Genomic DNA, 24,243 nt, shown 5'->3' on the forward strand with positions numbered 1-24,243 from the left:
TCGTTATGCTGGGCGCGAGTGCGACTTTCGTCGAAGGAGATGACGTCATCGGATCCCCGCAGAGCACCGGCGAGCGGAATTTCCTCTACCGCGACTTCGTCGGCGCCGGACTCGCCCTGGTCCTCGTGGTGGTCGCATTCGTCGTCCCGTATCTGGGAAACGAGACGATCACCCCCATCGTCAACCGCACCGCGAAGAGCGTCCGGGATTTCGCGGACGCCGCGCCGCTGTTCGGGTTCCGCGACGTGCATGTCGGGTGGGGCAGCCCGGTCGCCGTCGTCATCGCGGCGGCGGTCGTCGTGTGGGGTCCCGGGCTGGCGCAGACGCTGTCGTGGCGGCGCCTGACGGTCGGGGTGTGGCTCGGGTCCGCCCTGTGGGCGATGGCGCTGGCGCTGGTCGACGGCTGGCGGCGCGGATTCGTCGACCGCCTGACCTCCACCGACGAGTACCTGCACGAGGTCCCCGGTGTCACGGACATCCCGGCGACGCTGCGGGGTTTCGCCGGCCGGATCCTGGACCTGCAGCCCGACTCGTGGACCACCCATGTGTCCGGGCACCCGCCCGGTGCGCTGCTGACCTTCGTCTGGCTCGACCGGATCGGACTCGACGGCGGTGCGTGGGCGTCCGCGCTGTGCGTCGCGGTCGGGTCGAGTGCCGGCGCCGCCGTGATCGTCGCCGTCCGGGCGCTCGGTGACGAGGCGACGGCCCGTCGCGCGGCCCCGTTCCTGGTGCTCGCACCCGCCGCGATCTGGGTGGCGGTGTCGGCGGACGCGCTGTTCGCCGGCGTGGTTGCGTGGGGAATCGCCCTGCTGGCGCTGTCGGCGACCCGTGCCGTTCCGGTCCCCGCGCTCGTCGCCGTGGCCGCGGGAGTGCTGCTCGGATTCGGCGTCTACCTCAGCTACGGGCTCACGCTGATGGCGATTCCCGCGGTCGCCGTCCTGGTGATCGCGCGCACGGCCCGGCCGCTGGCGTTCGCACTGGTCGGCGCGCTCGCGGTGGCCGCCGTGTTCACGCTGTGCGGATTCTGGTGGTTCGACGGCTACCAGTTGGTGCAGGAACGGTACTACCAGGGCATCGCGTCGGACCGCCCCTTCGCCTACTGGGGCTGGGCCAACGTCGCGTCGCTGGTCTGCGCGGTCGGGTTGGCGGTGCCCGCCGCGCTGCCCCGGACGTTCGCCTGGTCGCGGGTGCGGGAGCTGTCGCCGGTCCCCCTTCTGGTGCTCGCCGCGCTGCTCGCGGTGGTGATCGCCGACCTGAGCGCGCTGAGCAAGGCGGAGACCGAGCGGATCTGGTTGCCGTTCGAATGGTGGCTCCTCGCCGCCCCCGCAGTGCTGCCGCGCGGAAGCCATCGGTTCTGGCTCGCCGTGCAGGCCGCCGGTGCGCTGGCCGTCAACCATCTGCTGTTCACCAACTGGTGACGGCCGGCGCATCCGGGGTGCCGTTCGAGGGCCTACGGTCACTTGGTCGCGATCGTGATGGTGGCGATCCCGACCAGCAGACCCGGCGTGACGGCGTCGGTCTTGAACGTCTGGTTCAGCAGGCCTGCAGCGTCCGCCGAGACCTTGACCTCGGTGCCCTGCAGGATCGCCGTGTCGTTCGGTCCGGTCTGCAGCGGCTTCAGCGTGCGGCCGTTGAGATCGAACAACACAGCGTCGGTCGCCGCGGGTGAACCGTTGACACTCACGTCGCCGGTGAGGAGCGACGTGCCCGGATCGATCGTGAAATCGGTGAGTTCGACGACGGTGCCCGGTGCGGCCAGCGACAATCCGCTGCCGTCGTGCATGATCTCGCCCTGGACGTAGGGGTCGACCGTGCCGGGCTCCCAGTACTTCACGTTGCCGCCGGTGATCGGGAAGCTGACCGATCCGTCGGCGAGCGTTGCCGAGCCCACCACTCCGGGTGTGAGGCCGAGCGTCGTCAGCGCCCCGGTGAAGCCGGGATCGAGTGCGACGGCGGTACTCACCCCGGTCAGGTTGTCGACTTGGGCGACGGGTGCGGGTTGGGAGGATGCTGCTGCGCTCATATCCGAGGATGCACTCGAATCATTGCTCGAGCACGCCGCGAGCGGGGTCAGTGCCAGGGCGCCGATGGCCGCCGCTACGAGTGCTTTTCGATAGTTCGACATGATGATCAAACAACCTTTCCGGAGGAAGGGGTGGTGGGTGGATGTTCACTAGGTATTCGACGCGGCTTCCCCGGCGGATGGGAGCTCTTACGCCCATTCCATTCGCACGAAGTGCCGATTCGCATGCTGCAGAACATCGATCACCCGAAGCCCCGCCGCGCGGGCGACCTCGGACGCGGCGGCCACGCCCACACTGGCCCAGGCGAACCAGTCTCCGGCGAGATGCTCCGTCTCCCAGCGCAGGAGTTCGCGGCGAACCCCCGCAGTGGTCGGCGGATCCACCTCGGCGATCACAATTCCGTATGGTTGCAACAGTTCTCGCGCGCGGCTGAGCACGCGCACGGGTTCGCCGCCGATGCCGATGTTGCCGTCGGCGAGCAGCACTCGGTCCCAGTTCCCCGACCGCGGCAGCGGCGCGAAGATGTCGCTGTGCAACGCAACACCGCCACGGCGGATCGTGAGTTGCACTGCCGTGACCGATGAATCGACGCCCAGGGCGTTGACACCGGCGGACACGAGTGCCGCGGTGAGCCGGCCCGGCCCGCACCCGAGATCGACGGTCGCGCCGTGACACCCGGCGAGCATCACGCGGTCGGCGATCCGATCGGCGAGCGAGGCCGACGCGCCGCCCATCCACCGGTCGAGCGGCAGGGCGCGGCGCGTTCCCGTCGCATCACGCACCCAGCACGGGAGCCCCGCCGACGCCCGCCGCAGCAGGAGGTCGGTGGACATCCCGGTCTTCCTCATGGCCGGCTCACCGCGCCGCCGTCTTTGCGGGACAGTGCGAGTCGGGTGGCGTAGGCGAGAGCGGAGACCGCGAAGAACGCGGCGCTGAGCAGCAGCCAGCGGTCGAGATACGGTTCCTGCGTCAACCCCGTCGCCGCAAGATACGCGTCGGCGCCCTGCTCGATGATCCCCGGCAGGAACAGCAGCAGCGTCAGCCCGGATGCGAGCGCCGGTATACGAATGTAGTTCAGCGCCGGGACGGTCCGGGACCGTGGGCGCCTCCGCCCCCGCATCGCGTCCAGCCCCGACGTCAGAGACCGGTCGGCGAGTGCGTACAGCGGGAACAGCACGAGGTCGTGGGCGATCACCGCACCGAGGAACCACACGGCGATCGACTTCCACCACACATCCGGATTCCACAGATTCTGCACACCCACCACCGACACCGCGTACCCGGCGAGTGCGAACGTGAACAGCACCGCCAGCAGATGCAGCGGATCGGCTCCATAGACGCGGGCGAATCGGCGCATCTCACGCCTCCCGGAATTCGATGGACTGCACCCATTTGGTGTTGTGGACACCGGGCAGGGCGGGAACGATGATCCGCGCGGGATAGCCGTGGTCGAGGGAGATTTCCGCGCCGTTCACCTCGAGGGCGAGCAGGGCGTCGGAGTCGCGCACCTGATCGGCCGTGAGCACCGCCTGATTGAACGCCCCGGACCGCTCCAGCGACGTCACCTTCGCCGAGCCGAACGCCGTCACCCCCGCTACGTCCGCGAGGTCACGCAGTCGCACGCCGGTCCACGTCTCGACGGTGGACCACCCCTCGACGCACGCGATCGGGAGGGACGCGGTGTGCGACGGCATCGCGCGCAGCTGACTTCGGCTCAGCTGCACCGGTTCCGCGCCACCCGTCACCGACAGCCGCCAGGTGTCGTCCGTCTGCTCCGGGGTGATCTGCGCGGCCGCGGCCGTCCGGTTGATCTGAAAGTCGTTGGGGCCGTCGCCGTACGAGCGTCCGCGCGGCAGCAGCAGCGCGGCGCCCCGCAGGAACCCGCCGGTAGTCTGCCCGACCGACAGCACCGCGACGAGCGCGGCGCCGCCACCGACGAGGGCGAGGGCGCCGCGCCGGCTGATCGTGGCCGGGGTGGGGTCCTCGGCGACGAGGCCGTTCTCGTCCGCCGGTTCGGGCCGCGTGTCGGCGCGGGACGTGCGCAGCACTTCCCGGAACGACCGGGACCGCAGCGACCGCACCATGGGCGGCACCTTCAGGATCGTGTGCGTCACGAACCCGGCGATGAAGACCCACGCGCCCCAGTAATGCGCCGTGTAGAAGTCGAAACCGAAGATGTAGTCGTACTGGATGTTCAGGACCCCGGTGATGATCTCGAACAGCGCACCGCCGACCAGGGCGATCAGCGACAGCCGTTCGAGGGCCTGCGCCGGCGACCGCACCGGCGGGAACACGAACAGTTTCGGGATCACCGACCACAGCTTGGCGAGCACGATCGGCACCAGGATCAGTCCGAGCCCGACGTGCAGGCCCTGCGTGAGCCGGTACAGCCACGACGGCCCAGTGGGCCACGCGAAATACGGAAGGTGCAGCCAGCCGACGTCGCCGGGTCGGGCCTGCCCGAACTGGGGCCCGTACGCGATGTAGGAGAGCAGCCCCGTGACGATGACGACGGGCAGTCCGATCAGCAGTACGAGGCCGAATACCGAGGTCAGCCATGGTCCGCGCAGTGGACTGCGGAGCCGTGGGCCGCGTGAATGGTCGGTCATCGTGATCAATCCCTCCGGCTCGATCGTCTCGAGCCTCAGAGGTGATTCGGTACCGCCGCCGGGCAGGACGGGTATGCCCTTCGGGCCCGTGAGTACTTGTTAACCGCCCGACGTTAACAAGTACTCACGGGTGGCCGTGCCGGATCTCGTCCCGCGGCCGGTCGTAGCGAACCATCTCGTATCCGATCATCGCGAGCAGGACCGCGGTCAGCACGCCGAGCGTGGCGAGCGCGGGGATGTGCCAGACGACGGGGAGCAGTGCGATCAGCACGACCGCCGTCACGACGCGCGGCACGGTCACCGACCTCGTCGCGTACGCCTTGAAGGCGACCAGTGCGAGGAGGTACAGCGCCGCGCCACCGAACAGTGCCACCAACGGCCAGCCGTACAGCGGATCCACCAGCCGGTGATGGTTGCCGTCGCCGACGTACGACAGGATCTTCTTCAGACCCAGCGACAGCATCACGATCCCGATCACCATCGGCAGGTGGATGAAGCTGTAGCAGTTGCGGGCGATCTTGATCTGACGCGCACCGGTTGCCTCCTCGAACGCGTGCTCCACGGCCAGGGATGTGACGTCGAAGTACGACCACCACAGCAGTCCCGACACCGCGAGCCCCAGCAGGGACGCGACGATGATCGGCCACGAGATCGGCAGGCTCGCGACGCCGATGCCGATCGACACGATCGACTCGCCCAGCGCGACGATGATGATCAGCCCGTGCCGCTCCGCGAAGTGGCTGACCGACCGCAACCGCCAGTCGGTTCCGCCGACCAGCGTCCCGAGATAGTCGCCGGCGAGCGCGAGGATCCACATGACGGTTTGCGCGGTGCCGGTGAGCTGCGACGCGACGAGCAGGAACACGGTACCGGTCACCATGCTGGGTGCGAACCGCATCACCTGGCCGCGCAGTTGCGGGTCCTCGCGGCTGACCACCCAGAACATCACCAGGTGCAGGAGCCGGACGACGAAGTAGCCGAGGGCGAAGATGACGGGACCGTCGAGTCCGCCGGGGAGGTCGTCGAAGGCCTCGGGGATGGTCAACGCGGTGACGAACATGGCGCCCATCGCCGCGAATATCACGACCCGCACGATGCCCTCGTCGGCGCGCACGAGGTTGCAGAGCCACGCGTACCCCACCCAGCTCCACCACAGCACGGCCATCACCAGGGCGCCGCGCAGCAGATTGACGCCGGTGGGGTCCTCGGCCATCAGGTCGGTGACACGGGTGAGCGCGAAGACGAAGACGAGGTCGAAGAACAGCTCGAGCGGCGATACCGACGCTCGCTCTTCGACGAGACGGGGACGCAGACGATGGGCAAAGGTCACGGGAAGAATGCTGCCACCGGAAGGCGGCCCGGCAAAACCCCCCGTGAGTACTTGTTAACCGCCGGTGGTTAACAAGTACTCACGGGTGCTCTACTTGACGCCGCCGGCAGTGAGGCCCGACACGATGCGGCGCTGCAGGAGCAGCACGATGATGACGAGCGGGATGGTCACGACCGTTCCCGCGGCCATCACGGACGTGAACGGCTCCTCGTGCGGTTTGCTTCCCGCGAATTGTGCGATGGCGACGGTGGCCGGCTGGGTGATGTCGTTGGACAGCTGACTCGAGATCAGGTATTCGTTCCACGACGCGATGAAGGCGAGGATCGCGGTGGTGAACAGTCCCGGTGCGGCCAAGGGCAGCAGCACCATTCGGAACGCCTGCCGCCTGCTGGCCCCGTCGATCCGGGCGGCCTCCTCGAGTTCCCACGGCAGTTCCTTGAAGAATGCGGTGAGGGTGTAGATGGTGAGGGGCAGCACGAACGAGATGTTCGGGATGATCAGCGCCTGATACGTGCCGAACCAGCCCATCGACGTGAACAGCTGGAACAGCGGTGTCAGGACGGCGACCCCTGGGAACATCGACGCGGCCAGGATGATCCCGAGGACCGCGTGTTTGCCCCGGAACTGCAACCGCGCCAGCGCGTACGCGGTGCCGACCCCGACGATCAGGCCGATCGCGGTGGTGACGGCGCCGATGATCGTGCTGTTGACGAGCGCCCGGGCGAAGTGGTTGCCCGCGTCCGTGGAGAACACGTTCGCGAAGTTGTCCAGCGTGACGTGGGTGGGCCACGGGGTGGTGTCGAACGTGTAGTCGGAGTCACGGAAGGCGGTGACCACCATCCAGTAGACGGGGGCCAGACCCCAGACGACGATCACCGCGAGGCCCGCGTACGTGCGGAGCGACGCGAGCGACGGTCCCCGGCGCCTGCGTGCCACCGTGGGCCGGGGTGTTCCCGGCGTGACGACTGCTGTGGACATGGGTCAGGCCTTTCGCTGCTGCTCTTGGGTGTCGATCACGTTGACGCCCATCACCTTCACGAGCACGTAGGCGACGGCGAAGATGAACAGGAACGTGATCGTGGAGAGGGCGGACGCGCTGTTGAATCCCTGGCGCATCTGGTCGATCACGAGGATCGACAGTGTGGTGGTGGCGGTGCCGTCGCCGCCACCACCGCCGGTGAGGATCGCCGGGAGGTCGTAGATCCGCAGGACGTCGAGGACGCGGAAGAGGACCGCCACCAGGATGGCCGGCTTGATGAGGGGCAACGTGATCGACCGGAACCGCTGCCACGCGCCGGCGCCGTCCATCCGCGCCGCCTCGTACACCTCGGCGGGCACCATCTGCAGTCCGGCGAGGATCAGCAATGCCACGAACGGCGTGGTCTTCCAGGCGTCGGCGATCACGACGGCGAACCGGGCGGGCCACGTGTCACCCGTCCACAGGATGTCCGTGCCGAGCAGTTTGTTGGCGATGCCGTCGTAGGCGAAGACGAAGTACCACAGTTTCGCGGTGACGGCGGTCGGGATGGCCCATGCGACGAGGATGCTGGTGCGCAGCAGTGCCCGGCCGCGGAACGCCCGGTTCATGATGGTGGCGAACCAGAGTCCCAGCGCGACCTCGATGGTGACGGTGACGACCGTGAAGAACACGGTGACCCACATCGACTGCCAGAACAGCGATCCCAGTGTGCCGCCGGGGCAGGACACGGAGGCCCCGGTCGTGTCGGTGCACCGCTGGAACAGCCAGTGCGTGTAGTTCGACAGTCCCGCGAAGCCCTGGTCGACGAATTTGCCGGTGGCGGGGTCGATGGTCGGGTCCTTGAACAGCGACATCACCATCGCGCTGACCACCGGGTACAGGACGACGATGCCCAGCAGGATCATGGTCGGCAGAACGAGGAGCATCGCTGCCCTGCTGCGTCCCTTCCGGGGCCGTGGCGGCGCTGCGGACGAATCCGGTTGCGGGACGACCTCGGTCGTCGGTTCCGAGAGTTCGTGAACGGTCATCGGCTTGTCTCCTCTAGGACCCGGCCGCGGCGATCGCGGACTGGATGTCGGCGGCGGCCTGGTCCACCGTCTTCTCGCCCTTGATCGCGGCGTACGCGTTGTTCTGCACGGCCCGGGTGACCGCGGGATAGAACGGGGTCACCGGCCGGGTCACGGCGTTCTCGATCGACGTCTTCAGTGTGGGGATGTACGGGTACTGCTCGATCAGTTCCGGGTCGTCGTAGACGTCGGCGCGGACGGGGGCGAGCGATCCCTGCGACAGGAAGAACGCCTGCGACTTCTTCTCCAGGAAGAACTTCAGGAAGTCGGACGCGGTGGCCTTGTGCTCCGAGTACACGTTGATCGCGGCGCTGTGCCCGCCGAGTGTGGAGTGACCGGGCCCGTTCTTCCCGGGCAGCGGCGCCACCGCGAACTTGCCGGACACCGCGGAACTGCCCTGGCCGTTCATCAGGCTGTACGCATAAGGCCAGTTGCGCATGAACAGCAGGTCGCCGCTCTGGAACGCCTGCCGGGCCTGCTCTTCCTGGAACGTGACGGACTCGCGGGGGATCGCACCCGAACGGTACGCGTCGACGAGCGACTGCAGCCCCGCCTTGGCTTCCGGGGTGGTCATCGTCGGGGTCACGCCGTCCGGTGCGAGGATCGACCCTCCTGCCGTGTTGATGGCCTCGGACGCGTTGACGGTCAGGCCCTCGTACTTGGCGTACTGGCCTGCGTAGCAGCCGATTCCGGCCTGCTGCGCCGTCCCGCACGCGCCGACCAGTTCGTCCCACGTGGCGGGCGGGTGATCCAGCAGGTCGGTGCGGTAGTAGAGCAGGGCGCCGTCACTTGTCTGCGGTGCCGCGTACAGGACGCCCCCGTACGTGGCCCCCGCGACGGTGGCGGGGAGCAGACCGGACGTGTCGATCGCCATCGGGCCCTCGAGCGGTTGCAGCCATCCGCGGGCCGCGAATTCGGCGGTCCACACGACGTCGACGACGGCGACGTCGTAGCCGGGGTCACGGGACTGGAAATGCTGCACCAGGTCCTCGTGCTGCTGGTCGGCCTGGTCGGACTGCTCCTTGAACGTCACCTCCTCACCGGGGTGGGTGGCGTTCCACTCGTCGATCAGCGGCCGGACGACGTTGGAGTTGTCCTTGCCCTGCACGTAGGTGATGGGTCCGCGGCCGTCGAGGTTCAGCTTCTCCGCCTGCGCGGCGGCGTCGATGCCCTGATCGGCGCACGACGTCGCCGCGAACAGGACCCCGACGGCCACCGCGGCGGCGGCGACGCGCTTCATCGTGATTCACCCGAGCCCGGTTCCGACAGCCACACCGCGGCGTCGGACGGGAGCAGTCCGCCGGTGATGCCGGCGATCGAACCCAGCACCACGGTCGAGCCCTCGGGAAGGGCGGCCGGTTCGGTGCCGGTGTTCACCCAGCACTGCACTCCGCCGCGTGCGAACGCGAGGACGCCGGGCGGGGTGTCGAGCCACTCGACGCCGTGCGGGGTGTCGAAGTAGTCGGGTCGCAGTTCCAGTGCCCGGCGGTACAGCGTGAGGACCGACTCGGGGTGGCCTGCCTGCGCTTCCGCGGTGTGCGGGGCCCAGTGCCCGGGCTGCGGAAGCCACGTGTCCTCTTCCGCGTCGAACGGGGAGAAGCCGTACGGCACTGCGTCGTTCGACCACGGGATCGGCACCCGGCAGCCGTCGCGACCGCAGTCGGTGAAGCCGGTCTGGAACCACGTCGGATCCTGGCGGACGTCGTCGGGAAGGTCCTCGACCTCTTCCAGTCCGAGTTCCTCGCCCTGGTAGATGTACGCGGTGCCGGGCAACGCCAACTGCAGCAGCGCGGCGGCGCGGGCACGGCGCCTGCCCAGGTCGTGGTTGGGTTCCTCGAGCGCCCAGCGGGCGCGCTCCCAATCGGTTTCGACGAGGTGGTCGGGCTGCGAGCGGGAGTAGCGGGTGACGGTGCGGGGCACGTCGTGGTTGGAGAGCACCCAGGTGGCGGGTGCGCCGACGGTGGCCGCCTGCTCGAGCGCGTCGTCGATCACGGCGCGAATGCTGTCCGAACGCCACGGGGCGCGCAGGAAGTCGAACTGGAACGCGGTGTGGAGTTCGTCGGGGCGCAGGTACCGGGCCAGCCGGTCGTTGCCGGGAACCCAGGCCTCGGCGACGAAGACGCGGTCGTCGTAGGCGTCGGCGACGGCCCGCCAGCCCCGGTACACCTCGTGAACGGCATCCTGGTCCCAGGCGGGGTGGGGGTCGGTGTGCTGCGAACCGGGAAGGCGCTCACCGGCATCGGGCAGTGCGGGATCCTTGGCCAGGCCGTGGGCGACGTCGATCCGAAAGCCGTCGACGCCCTTGTCGAACCAGAAGCGCAGGATGTCCTCGAACTCCGCACGGACCTCGGGGTGCTCCCAGTTGAGGTCGGGCTGCGCGGGGGCGAACAGGTGCAGGTACCACTCGCCGGTGTCCAGGCGGCTCCACGCGGGACCGCCGAATGCGCTCTGCCAGTCGTTGGGCGGCTCGTCGCCCGCCGGGCCGCGGCCGGGCCGGAAGATGTAGCGCTCGCGTGCCCCGGGCTCGTCGCGGAGTGCCGCCTCGAACCAGCGGTGCTCGCTGGAGGTGTGGTTGGGCACGATGTCGAGGATCACCCGGATCCCCAGCTCGTGGGCCTCGGCGATGAACGCCTCACCCTCGGCGAGCGTGCCGTACGACGGCTCGATGTCGCGGAAGTCGGCGACGTCGTAGCCGGCGTCGGCCATCGGCGACGGGTACCAGGGGTTGATCCACACGGCGTCGATGCCGAGGTCGGCTAGGTAGGGCAGCTTGGAACGCAACCCGGTGAGGTCGCCGATACCGTCGCCGTTCCCGTCGGCGAAGCTGCGGATGTAGACCTGGTAGACGACGGCCGTCTTCCACCAGGCTTCGGGGTGCCGGCTCGCGACGGTGGTTGCGGTCGACTCCACGGACTGGGTCATCGAATCTCCTCGGTGCGGGGATGGGATGGGTGAATGTGATGCGTAAACGTTTGCGTAATGAGCGTGAGGCACGTCACAGGGTGCTGTCAACTCGAACAGGGTGATTTCTTTTTCGCACTACAACGCCTTGCGTCGCGTGAGGAATTTACGCAAATATTTGCGTTGCTCGCTTACTGTGGGGAATGTGATCCCTAAGCAGTCCGTGAACATGGCCGACGTCGCGCGCCGCACCGGCGTCTCGATCGCCACCGTCTCCCGTGCGCTGCGCGGCGAGAAGGGGGTCTCCGAAGCGACACGGCTGCGGATACAGCGGATCGCCGACGAGTTGGCGTACGTCATCTCGCCCGAGGCGTCGAAGCTGTCGGGCGGTGCGACGGGCCGGGTGGCCGTCGTCGTGCCGTGGATCGACGCCTGGTTCTACTCGCGGATTCTCGCCGGCATCGAACACGAACTCCGCGCCGCCGACCTCGACGTCATGCTGTACTGCCTCGAGGAGTCGTCCCAGCGCGAATCGTTCTTCGAGCGGCTTCCGTTGCGCCGCAAGGTCGATGCGGTCATCGCCGTGGCGTTTCCGCTGACCGGGCCGGAGCGGGCGCGGCTCGAGGAGATGGACGTGACCGTGGTGGTCATCGGTGCGCACGCCGGTGACTTCCCATCCGTCCGGATCGACGACGAACTGGCCGCGCGCCAGGCCGTCGGGCATCTGATCAGGATCGGCCACACGCGGATCGGCATGATCCGCACGGTCGACCCGGAGGGGCGGTCCTGGGAGGGCGACATCGCCCGGGTCGCGGGTTTCCACGGTGCGCTCGCCGACGCCGGACTCGACGACGACTGCATCGCGACCGTGCCCTGGGGCATCGAGGGCGGCGAGCGCGGCATGGAACTGCTGCTCAGCCGCGCCGACGTGCCCACCGCGGTGTTCTGTCATTCCGACGAGGTCGCCGTGGGAGCGCTACGCACGCTGCGGCGAGCGGGGATACCCGTCCCGGCCGGGATGTCGGTGATCGGCATCGACGATCACCCGACGGCCGAACTGGCCGACCTGACCACGGTCCGGCAACCGGTGGCAGAGCAGGGAGTGGAGGCGGGCCGGGTGGTCGTGGACCTGCTGAGCGGCCGGGAACCGGAGGAACGGGCGGTCGTGCTCCCGACCCACCTGGTGGTCAGGGGCTCGACCGCCCGTCCCGCGGAACACTGAGGTCAGCGCACCAGGCGCTCACCCGCCGCGTCCGTGGCGAAGAGGTGTGCGTGTGCCTCGTCGACGCGGACGTGCACGACCTGGCCCTTCTCGGGCGGGTTGCGCCAGTCGACGCGCGCGACCAGGTTCTCGGTACGTCCGTGAACGGTGGTGCGGCCGAACACGAATGCCTCGGAGCCGAGCTCCTCGACGACGTCGATCTCGAGTTTCAGTCCGCCGGAATCGGCGATCTCGACGTGCTCGGGACGGATCCCGAAGATCACCTCGCGGCCCGCCGCCGCGAGCGCGTCGCGGGGGACGGGCACCAGCTGGTCGCCGATCAGCACGCCGCCGTCGGTGACGGGCACGGTGAACAGATTCATCGACGGTGAGCCCATGAACCCGGCGACGAACACGTTCGCGGGCCTGCGGTAGAGCTCGCGGGGGGAGGCGCACTGCTGCAGCACGCCGCCCTTGAGGACGGCGACGCGGTCGCCCATCGTCATGGCCTCGACCTGGTCGTGGGTGACGTAGACGGTGGTGGTGCCGAGGCGGCGCTGCAGCTGGGCGATCTGGGTACGGGTCTGCACGCGCAGTTTCGCGTCGAGGTTCGACAGCGGCTCGTCCATCAGGAACACCTGCGGTTGCCGGACGATGGCGCGGCCCATGGCGACTCGCTGCCGCTGGCCGCCGGAGAGGGCCTTGGGCTTGCGGTCGAGGTAGGCGCCGAGGTCGAGCATGTCGGCGGCCTCCGCGACGCGGGTGCGGATCTCGGACTTGTCGGTGCCTGCGAGTTTGAGGGCGAAGCCCATGTTCTCGGCGACGGTCATGTGCGGGTAGAGCGCGTAGTTCTGGAAGACCATCGCGATGTCGCGGTCCTTGGGTTCGGCGTGCGTGACGTCGCGGCCGCCGATCAGGATCTGACCGCCGTCGACGTCCTCGAGTCCGGCGAGCATCCGCAGCGACGTGGATTTTCCGCAGCCGGACGGGCCGACGAGGACGAGGAATTCACCGTCCTCGATGTGCAGGTCGAGTTGATCGACGGCGGGGACGTCGGACCCGGGAAAGAGCCTGGTCGCGCGGTCGTACGTGATTGTTGCCATGAGAAATGAATCCCTCCACCGGCAGGAACGTGCCGGACGATCCGAGTGTCAGGGGCGTGTCGGCAGACGCCGACGGAGAAGAACTATGGCCTAGATCACAGGCCGTGTCCAGTCGAGGATGAACGGCCTTTGTTCTTAAAAAGACTGAAGTATGTATTGATGAAAATCCAAAGGTCCTCTACTGTCAGCGTGACACCCCTCACTCGCAGATTTGAAGAGGACACGAGACATGGCTCTGACAATTGGCATCGACGTGGGTGGCACGAAGATCGCTGCCGGCGTGGTCGGCAACGACGGAGTCATCCACCGGATGGTGCGTCGTGACACCCCGTCCCACGATGCGCGCGGCGTCGAGAACGTCATCGCCGAACTCGTCCGGGATCTGGCCGATACCCATCCGGTCCAGGCCGTCGGCATCGGCGCGGCAGGCTTCGTGGCCGCCGACCTCAGCACCGTGCTGTTCGCCCCGAACCTCGCCTGGCGCAACGAACCGCTGGGTGCGGTGGTCGAAGCGGCGTGCGGATTGCCGACGGTGGTGGAGAACGACGCCAACGCCGCGGCCTGGGGCGAGGCGCGCTTCGGGGCCGGGCGGACGGGACAGACCGTTGTCGTGCTCACCGTGGGAACCGGAATCGGCGGCGGCATCGTCGTCGACGGCGTTCTCCACCGCGGCAAGTTCGGTGTGGCCGCGGAGTTCGGGCACCTCAACGTCGAACCGCACGGCCGCCGGTGCGGTTGCGGCAACCACGGCTGCTGGGAGCGTTACGCCAGCGGGCGGGCACTCGTCCGGGAAGCGCAGGACCTCGCGAACGTGTCGCCCGGTTTCGCCGCCGACCTGCTTGCCCGGGCCGGCGGCAGGGCAGACGCCATCACCGGCCTGCACATCACCGCCGCAGCCCAGGACGGCGACCCCGCGGCGCTCGAATGTTTCCGGGTGATCGGTTCCTGGCTGGGACACGGCATGGCGGATATCGCCGCGTTCTTCGACCCCGACCTGTTCATCATCGGCGGGGGAGTGTGCGAGGCCGGTGAACTGCTGCGCGGTCCCGCCGCCGCCGCGTTCGAGAACCGTCTCACCGGACGCGCACATCGACCGGTCGCCGAGGTGCGACTGGCGGAACTCGGCGCGAACGTCGGCATCGTCGGCGCCGCCGATCTGGCCCGGGAACGCGTTCTCGGGCTTGCACACAACGGCTCACGAGTATCTGGAGGAGTGCAATGTCCAATCGGTTGAGTCTTCCCATTCCGGTCGCCGAGGTGTGGGACTGGCAGAGGGACGCCGCGTGCCGCGGCTACGAGTCGTCCACCTTCTTCCACCCCGACCGCGAACGTGGCCGGGCACGCGAGATGCGGGACTTCCGCGCCAAGATGATCTGCCGCGGCTGCCCGGTGCTGGTGCAGTGCCGGGAGCACGCACTCAGTGTCGGTGAACCGTACGGCATCTGGGGCGGTCTCTCCGCGAACGAACGCGAAGAACTGCTGGCCAATCACCACGGCCGGGTGGACGAGGCCGTCGCCGAATCGTTCGGGTTCGACCTGGCGCGCCAGGCCTGAGCGGTCAGCTGCCCGCGGGCAGCATGACCACCCGGCTGTTGTCGGTGTCCGCGACGTATACATCGCCCCGGCTCGACACGGCGATCCCTTCCGGCTGGTCCAGGCCCGTGAACGGGAGGACCTCCTGCTCGTCCGAACCGGCGGGCAGCCGCAGAATCCGGTTGTGGTTCTGGTCGATCGCGTACACGGTTCCCTCGTCGTCGACCGCGACACCACCGACGCTCTGGAGGTCGGTGAACGGCAGGAAGCTCTGGGCGCGGGTGGCGGCGTTCCACGCGAGCACCTTATTGGGCGTGCCGACGTAGAGGTCGCCCTGCTCGCCGACGGCGACGGCGAACGGGCCGATCACCGACAGCGGTACCGCGACGGGGGCGGCGGTGACGTCGCGCAGGGCCAGCACCCGGTTGTTCAGCGTGTCCGCCACGTACAGCGTCCCGTCCGGTCCGAGCGCGATTCCGAACGGCTGGTTCAGCCCGCCGAACGGCATCGGTACCTGGGTGCTGCCGTGCAGCATCGTCACGGTGTTGGTCACGAGGTCGGAGACGTACACGTCGCCGGACGTGCTGACCGCAACTCCCTGCGGAACCTCGAGTCCGGTGAAGGGAAGGACCGTCTGCTCGTAGGACCCGGCGCGTACCTCCAGAACCTGCTTGGCCGCGCTGTCCGCGATGTACAGGTTCCCGCTGCCCGACACCGCGAGCCCGGCCGGGCCCTGCAGGCCGGTCAGCGGGAGCACCACCTGACTGTCCGGCGACTCCTCGCCCGGCCAGACGACGTAGGCGACAGCGGCGGCGACGAGGACACCCGCCAGGAGGGCGGCGAGCAACCAGCGTTTCCGCCGCCACCGGCCCCCGACCGTGGTCGGTGCCGTCGGGTCCGCACCCGGCTCGGCGTCGGGCCGGGTCACGGCGGGACGGCTCGTCCGGGTGGTCGCGGCGGAGTCGGCGAGAGCGGCAGGACGGGTGACGCTGCCCGGCCCGTCCCACTCGATCGCGTGGACGGCGTCGCTGAACTCACGACACGTCGAGTAGCGCTCCTCGCGGTCCTTGGCCATGGCGCGCGCGACCACCGCGTCGACCCCGGCGGGCAGCCCGGGGCGCACCACGCTCGGCTTGGGAATCGGCCCGTTCAGATGGCCGTGCATCACCGAGGACGCGGTGGTCCCGGGATACGGCGGTTCGTTGGTGAGCAGATGGAAGAAGGTGCAGCCCAACGCGTAGATGTCGACGCGGTGGTCGAGCTTCTGGCCCTCGATCTGCTCGGGCGCCGCGTAGTGCAGCGTCGCCACCAGCATCCCGGTGCGGGTCAGCTGATGCGTTTCGTCGAGGGCCTTGGCGGTGCCGAAATCGGTGAGCAGCACCCGTTCGGGGTCGCCCGGCGCGAGCAGGATGTTCGCCGGCTTCACGTCGCGATGCAGAATCCCGGCCTCGTGCGCGTGGTCGAGCGCCCTCCCGGTCTCGCTGACGATGTGCACGGCGCGCTCGACGTCCAGTGCCCCGGAGCTGAGCGCTCTCCTGGCGTCGACGCCGGGCACGTACTGCATCGCGATCCACAACCTGCCGCCCTCGCGGCCGCGGTCGTGGACGGTGACGATGTTGGGATGGTCGAGATGGGCGGCGTGGTCCGCTTCCGACTCGAAACGCGACCGGACGTAGTCGTCGCTCGTCCACGACGTGTCGAGCAGTTTGAGAGCGACCTTGCGCGGCAGGTTGGGATGCTGGGCGAGGTAGACGGTGCCCATCCCGCCTCGTCCCAGAACCCGTTCGATCACGTAGCCGGCAAACACCGTGCCCGGTTCGAACTCGCCGCTCACTCGGCTCACCGCCTCCCGGGACCCTTCACCATTGAACCCCGCAGCCCGGTCAGTCCGGTAGCCGGCGCATCTCGATGACGGTCAGTCCCAGCGCGTCGAAGCGGGCCAGCATGCCGCGGAGATCCGTCGGGCCGTCGACCGGGCCGTAGAGCGTCGTGTCACCGGTCGTGACGTCCGAGACGTCCAACTCGGGAAAGGCCGCCAGCACCCGATCGGACAGAGCGCCGCTGATCAGGAAGGCGTACCTGACCTTGCCCGGCCAGTTCGATTCAGGACGCACCACGGCGGGCTCCTTCATTCACATCGTCGTTCCAGAACTCGGTCAGCCGTAGATTTCAGGGTGACCGACGGAAGAGCGACGCGCCTCACCCGCAAGTGGTGAACCGTCTCAGAGCAGACCGTGGTGTTGCGCGGCGGCGATCGCGTCGCGGCGGGACGTGACGCCGAGTTTGCGGTAGATCCCCCGCAGGTGAGTCTTCACCGTGTTCACCGACACGCACAGGTCGGCCGCGATCTGCTCGGCGGTGCGCCACGACGGAAGCTCCACGAGCAGTTCCAGTTCACGGGGAGTGAGCATGTCGGACGCCGTGCTCTCCGACCGCGGGAACGACGCGCGGAGCCGCTCCGCGAACGGTTCGAGCACCCCGAACCGGCCGGTGCTCCGCACGAGAAGATCCCGGATCTGTGGTCCGCAGTCGTGGAACGGACGCAGCACCGACTGCGGCTCCGCGAGACGCAACGCCTCGGTGAGCGCGCTGTGGGCGCGCGAATCATGTTTGCGGGCAAGCGCGATCGACGCATCCACGAGCCACGCCGCGATCAGGTTGGTGCCCGCCGCGCAGTCCAGTTCACCGTCCAGGACCGGCTGGATCGTCCGGCGGGCCAGGCCGAGGCGGTGCAGGTGCAGGTGGATGATCGCCTCGACGAGGGGTGTGTCGCCGGTGGACCCGAGGAAGCCCTGTGCCTCGGTGGCCAACTCGTGCGCCCACCCGATCTCACCGGCGGACAGATACGCGTACTGGATGGCGGGCAGCAGCACCGCCCGGATTCCCGGCGGCATCGGCAGTGTGGACGACACCGGGCTGTCCGCATGCACCATCGTCACCGAACCGTGCCGGTGTTCGGACTCGTCGAGACCGAACAGGGCCGCGGCGCCGTCGGCGAGACCCGCGGTTCCGGTGCTCGCGCGACGCAACGCCTCGGCGGATTCGGCGGCGACGCGGGCGGCGTCGGGGTCCATCCGCATGTAGCGGCACCACGAGTCGACGAGCTTCGTCAACTGGAACGTCGGATCGCCCGTCGCCGACTGCGTCCGGCCGATCGTCAGGGCCTCGTCCACCAGTTCGGACGCCACCGCCACGTCGCCCCGCGACATCGAGACGGCGGCGAGAGTTCCCAGGCAGTACATGACGCTCAACGGTGCGTCGCCGAGTCGCGCGTGCGCGAGCGACCTCCCGAGCACGGCCTCCGCGTCGTCGTCCCGTCCGAGGAAGAGCAGCGCACGCCCTTCCTGGAGCAGGACGAACGCGTCGAGATCGGGGTCGCCGCTCGATCCGCCGCCCACGCTCTGAAGCCGCTTCAGCGCGGTCTCGATGTCGCCGGTGCCGATCGCGGTCTGCACCCGCAGCGATTCGCGGAGCAGCAGGTGCACCCGGGATTCGGTGGCCCCGTCCACCAGCAGTCCCGACTTCCTGCGGTCGAGGAGTTCGAGGGTGGACGTGGCCACCGGGATGTTTCCCGAGGCGAGCGCGGCGGCGGCGCGGAGCAGCCGCGCCGACGGGTGGTCCTGCGACGCCCGGGGCGCCCGCGTGAGAATCCGGTCGACGGCCTCGCCGTGGCCCCCGATGATCAGGGGTAGCGACGTCCGGGCCAGCAGAGCCACGATCTCGTCGTGATCACCGGAGTTCACCGCGTGCTCGAGTGCGAGCAGCGCATCCCCGAATTCGTCGTGCCAGTGGGCCGCCGTCAATTCGAGATGCTCGACTTCGACGTGGCCGATCCGGCTGATCTCCGCGCGCAGATAACTGCGCAGCAGCGGGTGGTAGCGGTAGTGCGTGGGGTTCTCGGCGATCCGGCCGATCAGAAAATTGTGGTGCTCGAGCCAATCGATGTTGCCGTGCGCGTCCGTGCAGCCCGTGAGTTTCTCGGCGAGTTCGACCGTGAACGAGACGGGGACGGACGTGCGCAGGAGGAACTCGCGCATCTCGTCGGTCTGGCCGGCGAGGACCTCCTCGATGAGATAGTCGGCGACGGCCCGGCGGTCGCCCGAGAACTCGGCGATCAACCGGCTCGGATCCGGATGCCCTTCCAAAGACATTCCCGCCAGCCGGATTCCGGCAGCCCAGCCCTCCGTGCGAACCATGAGGGCGTCGAGATCGTCCGGCGGCAGCACCACGCCGTGCTCGTCGAGCATCTCGGCCGACTCGTCGGACGTGAACGCGAGATCCGCTGCCGTGAGCGTGAACAGTTTGCCGTCCAGGCGAAGTCGCTGCAGCGCGAGCGGCGGCTCGAACCGTCCGACGATGACCGTCCGCAGCATCGGCGGTTGCCAGCGCATGAACGACTCGAGGTCGGTGAGGACGTCGGTGTCGCGGAGGAGGTGGGCGTCGTCGATGATCATCCAGATGTTCTCGCCGAGTTCGTGCAACGCAGCCGACAAGGTGGCGCCGAGGTCCGGTGACTCGGAAACGAGCCCGGCGCACGCCGCCTGCAGGCGAGGATTTCCGGCGTCGGTGAGTGCGCGGAGGATCGCCCGGTGGACGACGTCGAGGTCGTTGTGCCGCTCCTCGATGGTGAGCCAGGCAATGGTCGGAGCGTCGTCGGCGGCCAGCAACTCCCGCGCCCAGTCGGCCACGGCCCGTGTCTTGCCCGACCCGGCCGGCGCGCAGACCAGCGCAACCGGATAGGGATGGGCCTCGTCGGTGAGCGCGTCGGTGAGCATGGTGTGCAGGCGGGTCCGGGTGACCGTTCGACCCCCAGCACTCGACGGTATTCGAGTACTCAGACGAAACTCCCCGAGCGGTGCTGCCGTCACGCCGACCCCCAATTCTCGCTGCACCGAGAAACGATCTTCGACAAACGCCAATCCCCGACGCAGTAAGCCGGTGCGACGATTTTAGCGAGTACCAGTTGTTCTGTGTGGGTGAACGTGTTTTCCGCAAACCGGCAGCAACCTGAAATTCACACTCGACGGGTGAATCCGTGGCGGGCGAACCGGCCGACGATGGCCACGTCGAAGGGCGCAGGGCCGCGGCGAAGTGCCTGAACGGAGTGACCATGAAGTTGGCAGTTGCCGGGCTGATGATGTCGATCGCACTCGTCGCGGCGGGGTGCTCGAGCAGCGACGACGCGCCGGAGACGAGTGCGTCGCCGACGACGGAAGGCGGGACGGGGGCGGTCACCGTGCCCGACGCCTACACGGGACTGATCCTCACCCCGATCGGTGATCCGACCTTCCCGTTCCCGGGCACCGACGGCAAGTACCACGTCGCCTACGACCTCCAGCTGACGAACGCGACACCCGTCCCGGCGACCCTCGACAAACTGGACGTCGTCGACGGGACCGACCCGTCGAAGGTGATCGCGTCGTTCTCCGGTGCGGCGCTCGTCGAGCCGAATTGTCCGTACGGCGACTGCAACCGGCTGCGAATGCTGACCGCGCCGGCAGCCACCTCCACGGCGATTCCGCCGCAGGAGACTCGTATCCTGTTCGTCGACTACACGTTCGACTCGCTCGATCAGGCCCCGAAGGCGGTGCTCCACCACCTGTACGGCAGCGCCGCGGCTGCGCCGTCGTCGCGGGAACCGTCCCCCGTCGACTATCTGATCACCGCCCTCGACATCGACGCCGGGACCCCACGCGTCATCTCGCCACCGCTGAAGGGCGACAACTGGATTGCCCTCAACGGCTGCTGCCTGCCGGGATTCCCGCACCGCACGTCGCCGCTCCCGGTCGACGGCAAGATCAACAACAGTCAACGATTCGCGATCGACTGGAAACGCACCAACGACCAGGGCGAGTTCTACACCGGCGACCGGACGAAGAACGAGAGCTACGTCGACTACGGGTCCGACGTGTACGCCGTCGCCGACGGAACGGTCGTGGCCACATTGGACAACGTGCCCGCCAACGCCCCGGGCACACTGCCCGCCGAGGTGCCGGAACTCGCCGCGAAACTCACCGTCGAGAACGTCGACGGCAACCACGTCGTCCTCGACCTCGGGGGCGGCGTCTACGCGATGTACGCGCACTTCATCGAGGGTTCGCTGCTCGTCAAGCCCGGCGACAAGGTGTCGAAGGGCGACACGCTCGCGAAACTCGGGAACACCGGCAACGCCAACGCGTCGCACCTGCACTTCCAGTTGATGAACGGCCCGAGCCTGCTCTACGCCGATTCCCTGCCGTACGTCTTCGACAGCTTCGAATACGAGGGGCAGGTGGCGCCGCAGCAGATCCTCGACGCGGACGACTACCTGTCGGGGCAGTTCCTGCAGGGAAAACTGCCCACCGGTGAGCCGCGGACGGATGAGCTTCCGAGCAATCTCGCGATCGTCGACTTCGGGTAGGCGGCTCCGCCGCCCGTGAGTGGTCAAGGAGTCCAGAGACTCTCTAACCACTCACGGGCGCGAAGCGCCTACGGCGTGACGATGGGGAACACGTTGTCGGGCGGGTCGAGCAATTCGGTGAGGGCGAGCAGCTTCGACGGATCACCCGTCACCTCGATGCCCTCCAGGCCCCGGCCGGCGAACAGGGCGAGCAACTGCATCTTCGTCAGGGTCAGCGTGACGTCGGGTTGCGCCGCGGTCCTCGGCGCGACCGTCTGGATGAGCGCGCCGTTGGACAGCGTCGTCCGGTAGTGCGCTTCGGGTTCGGTGAAGTGCCATTCCGCGACGAGGGTGGCGTCCCAGGCGCGCGGGCCGTTGATGCGGAGGGCGACGGAGTCGAAGATCTGGTCGATCGTCAGGGCGCTCAGCATGTCCGCGCCGAGGTCGCTGAGCGGCGGGGTGGTGATGCCGCCCCGCAGTTCGAGTGCCCCGGTGAGGTAGAAGTTGCGCCACGTCGCGTTCTCCGCGCCGAACCCGAGTTGCTCGTACGTGCGGGCCAGCAGGTCCTTGGCCGCATCGTCGGAGGGGTCGGCGAACACGGCGTGCTTGAGCAGTTCGGCGGCGAACCGCAGATCTCCGCGCTCGAGGTACTGCGCCGCCTTCGACCGGACCTCATCCTGGCCGCCCATGCACTCGACGTAGCGGGTGGCGGCGCTTTCGGGCGGATGCTGCCACAGCGACGTCGGGTTGCCGTCGAACCAGCCCATGTACCGCTGGTAGATCGCCTTCACGTTGTGGCTGACCGACCCGTAGTACCCGCGCGCGTGCCAGGCGGATTCGAGGGCCGGTGGCAGCGGGAAGTCTTCGGCGATCTCGATCCCGGTCAGCCCCGCGTTGAGCATCCGCAGGGTCTGGTCGTGCAGGTACTGGTACAGGTCGCGCTGCTCCGACAGGAATTTCACCACCCGGTCGCGGCCCCACGTCGGCCAGTGGTGGGAGGCGAACGCGACGTCGTAGCCGCCGTCGAACATCTCGATCGCCTGGTCGAGATACCGCGACCAGGCGCGGGGATCGCGGACCAGTGCGCCCCGCAGTGTGAGGAGATTGTGCAGGTTGTGGGTGGCGTTCTCGGCCATGCACAGTGCCCGGTGGTCAGGGAACAGGAAGTTCATCTCGGCGGGCGCCTCCGTTCCCGGCGTCACCTGGAAGAGGATGCGGATGCCGTCGACGGTCTCCTCCTGACCGGTGTGGGTGATGTCGACGGTCGGCGGGATCAGCCCCGGCCTGCCGGTCGACGTGTTCGTTCCGAGCCCCGCACCGAGGTGCCCGCGCGGACCCTTGGGCAGCAGCGGTCCGTACATGTAGGTGGCGCGCCTGCCCATTGCCGTTCCGGCGTAGATGTTCTCGGACACCGCGTGCTCGAGGAACCCTTCGGGCGCGAAGATCGGGACGTCGCCGCGACCGTCGGGGAGTACACCGACGACGCCGCCGAAGTGATCGATGTGGGAGTGGGTATAGAGGACTCCGGTGACGGGCCGGTCGCCCCGGTTCTTCCGGTACAGCGCGAGCGCGGCGGCCGCCGTCTCCTGCGAGATGAGCGGGTCGATCACCAGGACGCCCGTCTCGCCTTCGACGATCGTCATGTTGGACAGGTCGATTCCGCGTAGCTGGTAGATGCCCTCGGTGACCTCGTACAGCCCGTCTTTCGCGCACAGTTGCGACTGCCGCCACAGACTCGGGTCGGCGGTCTCCGGGCAGTCGCCGGACAGGAACGCGTACTCCTGCATGTCCCACACCGTGCGACCGTCGGCGTCCGTGACGGTGCAGGGGTCGAGACGGTCGACGAAACCGCGGTCGGCGTCCTCGAAATCGGTGGTGTCGGAGAAGTCGGGTGTCATGGTTCTTCCTTCTCGTGTCGTGGTGCGGTGGGGGTGGTGGCCGGTGCCGTGGGTGTGGGCGTGGGGGAGTCGCTGAGAATCGTGTTCACCCACCTCGTGGACGGGTCGATGTCGATCAGCAGTGCCTTCGCCATCAGGGTCAGCGGGATGGCGAGGATCGCGCCGAGGGGTCCGAGGATCCACGTCCAGAACACCAGCGACAGGAACGTGAACGTCACGGACAGGCCGACCGCGTCCCCGACGAACTTCGGCTGGATCACGGACTGGATGATGACGTTGATGACGCTGTACACGACGATGACGGTCAGCATCAGTCCCGGACCGCCCTGGAGCAGCGCCAGCAGGGCCGGCGGGACGAGTCCGAGAACGAAGCCGACGTTCGGGATGTAGTTGGTGATGAACGACAGCAGACCCCACAGGATCGGCAGCGGAATCCCCAGCGCCCACAGTGCCCCGGTGTCGATGACGGCGACGATCAATCCGAAGACCGTGGTCACGACCAGGTACTTGCGGGTGCCGAGGGAGAAGGCGGACAGGGCGGTGGCGATGTCGGGGCGCATCCGCGTGACGATGCTCATCCGCGAACCGTAGGAGCTTCCGTCGACCGCCATGAACAGCAGGAGGGCGGCGAGGAACAGCAGGTTCGAGAAGATTCCCAGCATCGCCTGCAGGATGCCGTCCACGAAACCGAACGCCTTGGTGTAATCCACCTGGGAGAGCATGGTCTGGGCGCTGGAGGAGTTCACGCCGTGGCTGTTCAGGAAGCTCTGGGCGCTGTCGATGAGGGACGTGAAGTCGTCCGCGTACTGCGGGAGCAGCGTGGCGAGCTGCGCGACCGACAGCGCCAGCGACAGCACGAGTACGACGAGGATGCCGTTGACGACCACGATCGCGGCGATCGTCGCGAGCCACGCAGGCACGCCCTTCCTGTGCAGCCATACGGGGAGCGGATGGACCGCGACGGTGAGCATGAGGGCGAGGAAGACCGGGGCGAGGATCGATGCCGCCACCTCGATCCCGGCCACCGTGACGACGAGCGCGGCCAGTCCGAGGATCACGATCAGCCCCCGCGGCATCGACCACCGAGAGTCCGGCTCCGCGCCGGGTACGTCCTGCGGATCGATCATTGCGTGTCCCTTCGCAACGGCCGGCCTTCCGGGATGCCCCGGTTCGACTCTTGCACCGCGACGTCGGCGTCACATCATCCGTTGCAGATGAG

At 68.3% G+C, this 24,243-nt stretch carries 20 protein-coding genes; 5 read left to right on the forward strand and 15 right to left on the reverse strand.

Annotation, left to right across the window (positions count from 1 at the left end):
• Window positions 1-5: 5 nt before the first annotated feature.
• Window positions 6-1,418 (forward strand): hypothetical protein, encoded by a 1,413-nt coding sequence (locus I1A62_RS30635; protein ID WP_219456057.1) that lies wholly within the window; start codon window positions 6-8, stop codon window positions 1,416-1,418.
• 38 nt (window positions 1,419-1,456) lie between these two features.
• Here I1A62_RS30635 and I1A62_RS30640 read toward each other — a convergent pair whose 3' ends face one another.
• The 9 genes from I1A62_RS30640 to I1A62_RS30680 form a co-directional block, all read right to left on the reverse strand.
• Entirely contained in the window at window positions 1,457-2,125 is a 669-nt protein-coding gene (locus I1A62_RS30640) for a hypothetical protein (protein WP_124390260.1), read from the reverse strand.
• Between the two features lie 87 nt (window positions 2,126-2,212).
• Window positions 2,213-2,857, reverse strand: coding sequence for a class I SAM-dependent methyltransferase (locus I1A62_RS30645; protein ID WP_225857930.1), 645 nt, complete (start codon window positions 2,855-2,857; stop codon window positions 2,213-2,215).
• An 11-nt stretch (window positions 2,858-2,868) separates the two neighbouring features.
• Window positions 2,869-3,381 (reverse strand): hypothetical protein, encoded by a 513-nt coding sequence (locus I1A62_RS30650; protein WP_219456059.1) that lies wholly within the window; start codon window positions 3,379-3,381, stop codon window positions 2,869-2,871.
• A 1-nt stretch (window position 3,382) separates the two neighbouring features.
• A complete protein-coding gene (locus I1A62_RS30655; RefSeq protein ID WP_124390262.1) occupies window positions 3,383-4,633 on the reverse strand; it encodes a molybdopterin-dependent oxidoreductase in 1,251 nt (416 codons plus the stop codon).
• A gap of 124 nt (window positions 4,634-4,757) precedes the next feature.
• A complete protein-coding gene (locus I1A62_RS30660) occupies window positions 4,758-5,963 on the reverse strand; it encodes a low temperature requirement protein A (protein WP_219456061.1) in 1,206 nt (401 codons plus the stop codon).
• A 90-nt stretch (window positions 5,964-6,053) separates the two neighbouring features.
• Window positions 6,054-6,941 (reverse strand): carbohydrate ABC transporter permease, encoded by an 888-nt coding sequence (locus tag I1A62_RS30665; RefSeq protein ID WP_219456062.1) that lies wholly within the window; start codon window positions 6,939-6,941, stop codon window positions 6,054-6,056.
• Between the two features lie 3 nt (window positions 6,942-6,944).
• Window positions 6,945-7,970: a carbohydrate ABC transporter permease gene (locus I1A62_RS30670; RefSeq protein ID WP_219456064.1), complete on the reverse strand. Its 1,026-nt coding sequence runs from the start codon at window positions 7,968-7,970 to the stop codon at window positions 6,945-6,947.
• Between the two features lie 13 nt (window positions 7,971-7,983).
• The gene (locus I1A62_RS30675; RefSeq protein ID WP_219456066.1) at window positions 7,984-9,249 is read right to left on the reverse strand and encodes an ABC transporter substrate-binding protein; all 1,266 of its coding nucleotides are present in this window, start codon (window positions 9,247-9,249) and stop codon (window positions 7,984-7,986) included.
• Entirely contained in the window at window positions 9,246-10,931 is a 1,686-nt protein-coding gene (locus I1A62_RS30680; protein ID WP_219456068.1) for a glycoside hydrolase family 13 protein, read from the reverse strand. The genes I1A62_RS30675 and I1A62_RS30680 overlap by 4 nt, the downstream gene beginning before the upstream one ends.
• A gap of 184 nt (window positions 10,932-11,115) precedes the next feature.
• Here I1A62_RS30680 and I1A62_RS30685 point away from each other — a divergent pair, with 184 nt between their 5' ends.
• Entirely contained in the window at window positions 11,116-12,132 is a 1,017-nt protein-coding gene (locus I1A62_RS30685) for a LacI family DNA-binding transcriptional regulator (protein ID WP_124390267.1), read from the forward strand.
• Between the two features lie 2 nt (window positions 12,133-12,134).
• Here the strand turns inward: I1A62_RS30685 and I1A62_RS30690 are convergent, their stop codons facing one another.
• Window positions 12,135-13,214, reverse strand: a complete 1,080-nt coding sequence (locus tag I1A62_RS30690; RefSeq protein ID WP_072938119.1) for an ABC transporter ATP-binding protein — start codon at window positions 13,212-13,214, stop codon at window positions 12,135-12,137.
• A 229-nt stretch (window positions 13,215-13,443) separates the two neighbouring features.
• On the opposite strand from I1A62_RS30690, the gene I1A62_RS30695 reads away from it, so the two are divergent.
• Window positions 13,444-14,448: an ROK family glucokinase gene (locus I1A62_RS30695; protein ID WP_219456070.1), complete on the forward strand. Its 1,005-nt coding sequence runs from the start codon at window positions 13,444-13,446 to the stop codon at window positions 14,446-14,448.
• On the forward strand, window positions 14,433-14,768 hold the full coding sequence (locus I1A62_RS30700) for a WhiB family transcriptional regulator (protein WP_005253437.1): 336 nt from the start codon (window positions 14,433-14,435) through the stop codon (window positions 14,766-14,768). Before I1A62_RS30695 ends, I1A62_RS30700 begins: the two co-directional genes overlap by 16 nt.
• Window positions 14,769-14,772: 4 nt before the next feature.
• On the opposite strand, the gene I1A62_RS30705 is transcribed toward I1A62_RS30700, so the two are convergent.
• From I1A62_RS30705 to I1A62_RS30715, 3 genes are all read right to left on the reverse strand, one after another.
• Entirely contained in the window at window positions 14,773-16,581 is a 1,809-nt protein-coding gene (locus I1A62_RS30705; protein ID WP_219456071.1) for a serine/threonine-protein kinase PknD, read from the reverse strand.
• Window positions 16,582-16,630: 49 nt separating this feature from the next.
• Window positions 16,631-16,879: a hypothetical protein gene (locus I1A62_RS30710; protein WP_072938116.1), complete on the reverse strand. Its 249-nt coding sequence runs from the start codon at window positions 16,877-16,879 to the stop codon at window positions 16,631-16,633.
• Between the two features lie 90 nt (window positions 16,880-16,969).
• Window positions 16,970-19,522 carry a LuxR C-terminal-related transcriptional regulator gene (locus I1A62_RS30715; RefSeq protein WP_219456072.1) on the reverse strand — a complete coding sequence of 851 codons (2,553 nt, stop codon included), beginning with the start codon at window positions 19,520-19,522 and terminating at the stop codon, window positions 16,970-16,972.
• 335 nt (window positions 19,523-19,857) lie between these two features.
• On the opposite strand from I1A62_RS30715, the gene I1A62_RS30720 reads away from it, so the two are divergent.
• Window positions 19,858-21,147 (forward strand): M23 family metallopeptidase, encoded by a 1,290-nt coding sequence (locus I1A62_RS30720; protein ID WP_219456074.1) that lies wholly within the window; start codon window positions 19,858-19,860, stop codon window positions 21,145-21,147.
• A gap of 68 nt (window positions 21,148-21,215) precedes the next feature.
• Here the strand turns inward: I1A62_RS30720 and I1A62_RS30725 are convergent, their stop codons facing one another.
• Window positions 21,216-23,024 (reverse strand): alkyl/aryl-sulfatase, encoded by a 1,809-nt coding sequence (locus I1A62_RS30725; RefSeq protein WP_219456076.1) that lies wholly within the window; start codon window positions 23,022-23,024, stop codon window positions 21,216-21,218.
• On the reverse strand, window positions 23,021-24,151 hold the full coding sequence (locus tag I1A62_RS30730) for an AI-2E family transporter (RefSeq protein ID WP_124390274.1): 1,131 nt from the start codon (window positions 24,149-24,151) through the stop codon (window positions 23,021-23,023). Before I1A62_RS30730 ends, I1A62_RS30725 begins: the two co-directional genes overlap by 4 nt.
• Between the last annotated feature and the right edge of the window lie 92 nt (window positions 24,152-24,243).

The organism is Rhodococcus sp. USK10 (assembly GCF_019378875.1).
Classification (GTDB): Bacteria; Actinomycetota; Actinomycetes; order Mycobacteriales; family Mycobacteriaceae; genus Rhodococcus_F; species Rhodococcus_F pseudokoreensis.

What these genes read in the sequence shown, in the direction of transcription:
- I1A62_RS30700 (WP_005253437.1), top strand. Translation starts at nt 14,433, where the DNA reads ATGTCCAATCGGTTGAGTCTTCCCATTCCGGTCGCCGAGGTGTGGGAC.
- I1A62_RS30645 (WP_225857930.1), bottom strand. Translation starts at nt 2,857, where the DNA reads ATGTCCACCGACCTCCTGCTGCGGCGGGCGTCGGCGGGGCTCCCGTGC.
- I1A62_RS30730 (WP_124390274.1), bottom strand. Translation starts at nt 24,151, where the DNA reads ATGATCGATCCGCAGGACGTACCCGGCGCGGAGCCGGACTCTCGGTGG.
- I1A62_RS30650 (WP_219456059.1), bottom strand. Translation starts at nt 3,381, where the DNA reads ATGCGCCGATTCGCCCGCGTCTATGGAGCCGATCCGCTGCATCTGCTG.
- I1A62_RS30715 (WP_219456072.1), bottom strand. Translation starts at nt 19,522, where the DNA reads ATGCTCACCGACGCGCTCACCGACGAGGCCCATCCCTATCCGGTTGCG.
- I1A62_RS30655 (WP_124390262.1), bottom strand. Translation starts at nt 4,633, where the DNA reads ATGACCGACCATTCACGCGGCCCACGGCTCCGCAGTCCACTGCGCGGA.
- I1A62_RS30670 (WP_219456064.1), bottom strand. Translation starts at nt 7,970, where the DNA reads ATGACCGTTCACGAACTCTCGGAACCGACGACCGAGGTCGTCCCGCAA.
- I1A62_RS30680 (WP_219456068.1), bottom strand. Translation starts at nt 10,931, where the DNA reads ATGACCCAGTCCGTGGAGTCGACCGCAACCACCGTCGCGAGCCGGCAC.
- I1A62_RS30675 (WP_219456066.1), bottom strand. Translation starts at nt 9,249, where the DNA reads ATGAAGCGCGTCGCCGCCGCCGCGGTGGCCGTCGGGGTCCTGTTCGCG.
- I1A62_RS30635 (WP_219456057.1), top strand. Translation starts at nt 6, where the DNA reads ATGCTGGGCGCGAGTGCGACTTTCGTCGAAGGAGATGACGTCATCGGA.
- I1A62_RS30665 (WP_219456062.1), bottom strand. Translation starts at nt 6,941, where the DNA reads ATGTCCACAGCAGTCGTCACGCCGGGAACACCCCGGCCCACGGTGGCA.
- I1A62_RS30710 (WP_072938116.1), bottom strand. Translation starts at nt 16,879, where the DNA reads ATGAAGGAGCCCGCCGTGGTGCGTCCTGAATCGAACTGGCCGGGCAAG.
- I1A62_RS30725 (WP_219456076.1), bottom strand. Translation starts at nt 23,024, where the DNA reads ATGACACCCGACTTCTCCGACACCACCGATTTCGAGGACGCCGACCGC.
- I1A62_RS30720 (WP_219456074.1), top strand. Translation starts at nt 19,858, where the DNA reads ATGAAGTTGGCAGTTGCCGGGCTGATGATGTCGATCGCACTCGTCGCG.
- I1A62_RS30690 (WP_072938119.1), bottom strand. Translation starts at nt 13,214, where the DNA reads ATGGCAACAATCACGTACGACCGCGCGACCAGGCTCTTTCCCGGGTCC.
- I1A62_RS30640 (WP_124390260.1), bottom strand. Translation starts at nt 2,125, where the DNA reads ATGTCGAACTATCGAAAAGCACTCGTAGCGGCGGCCATCGGCGCCCTG.
- I1A62_RS30695 (WP_219456070.1), top strand. Translation starts at nt 13,444, where the DNA reads ATGGCTCTGACAATTGGCATCGACGTGGGTGGCACGAAGATCGCTGCC.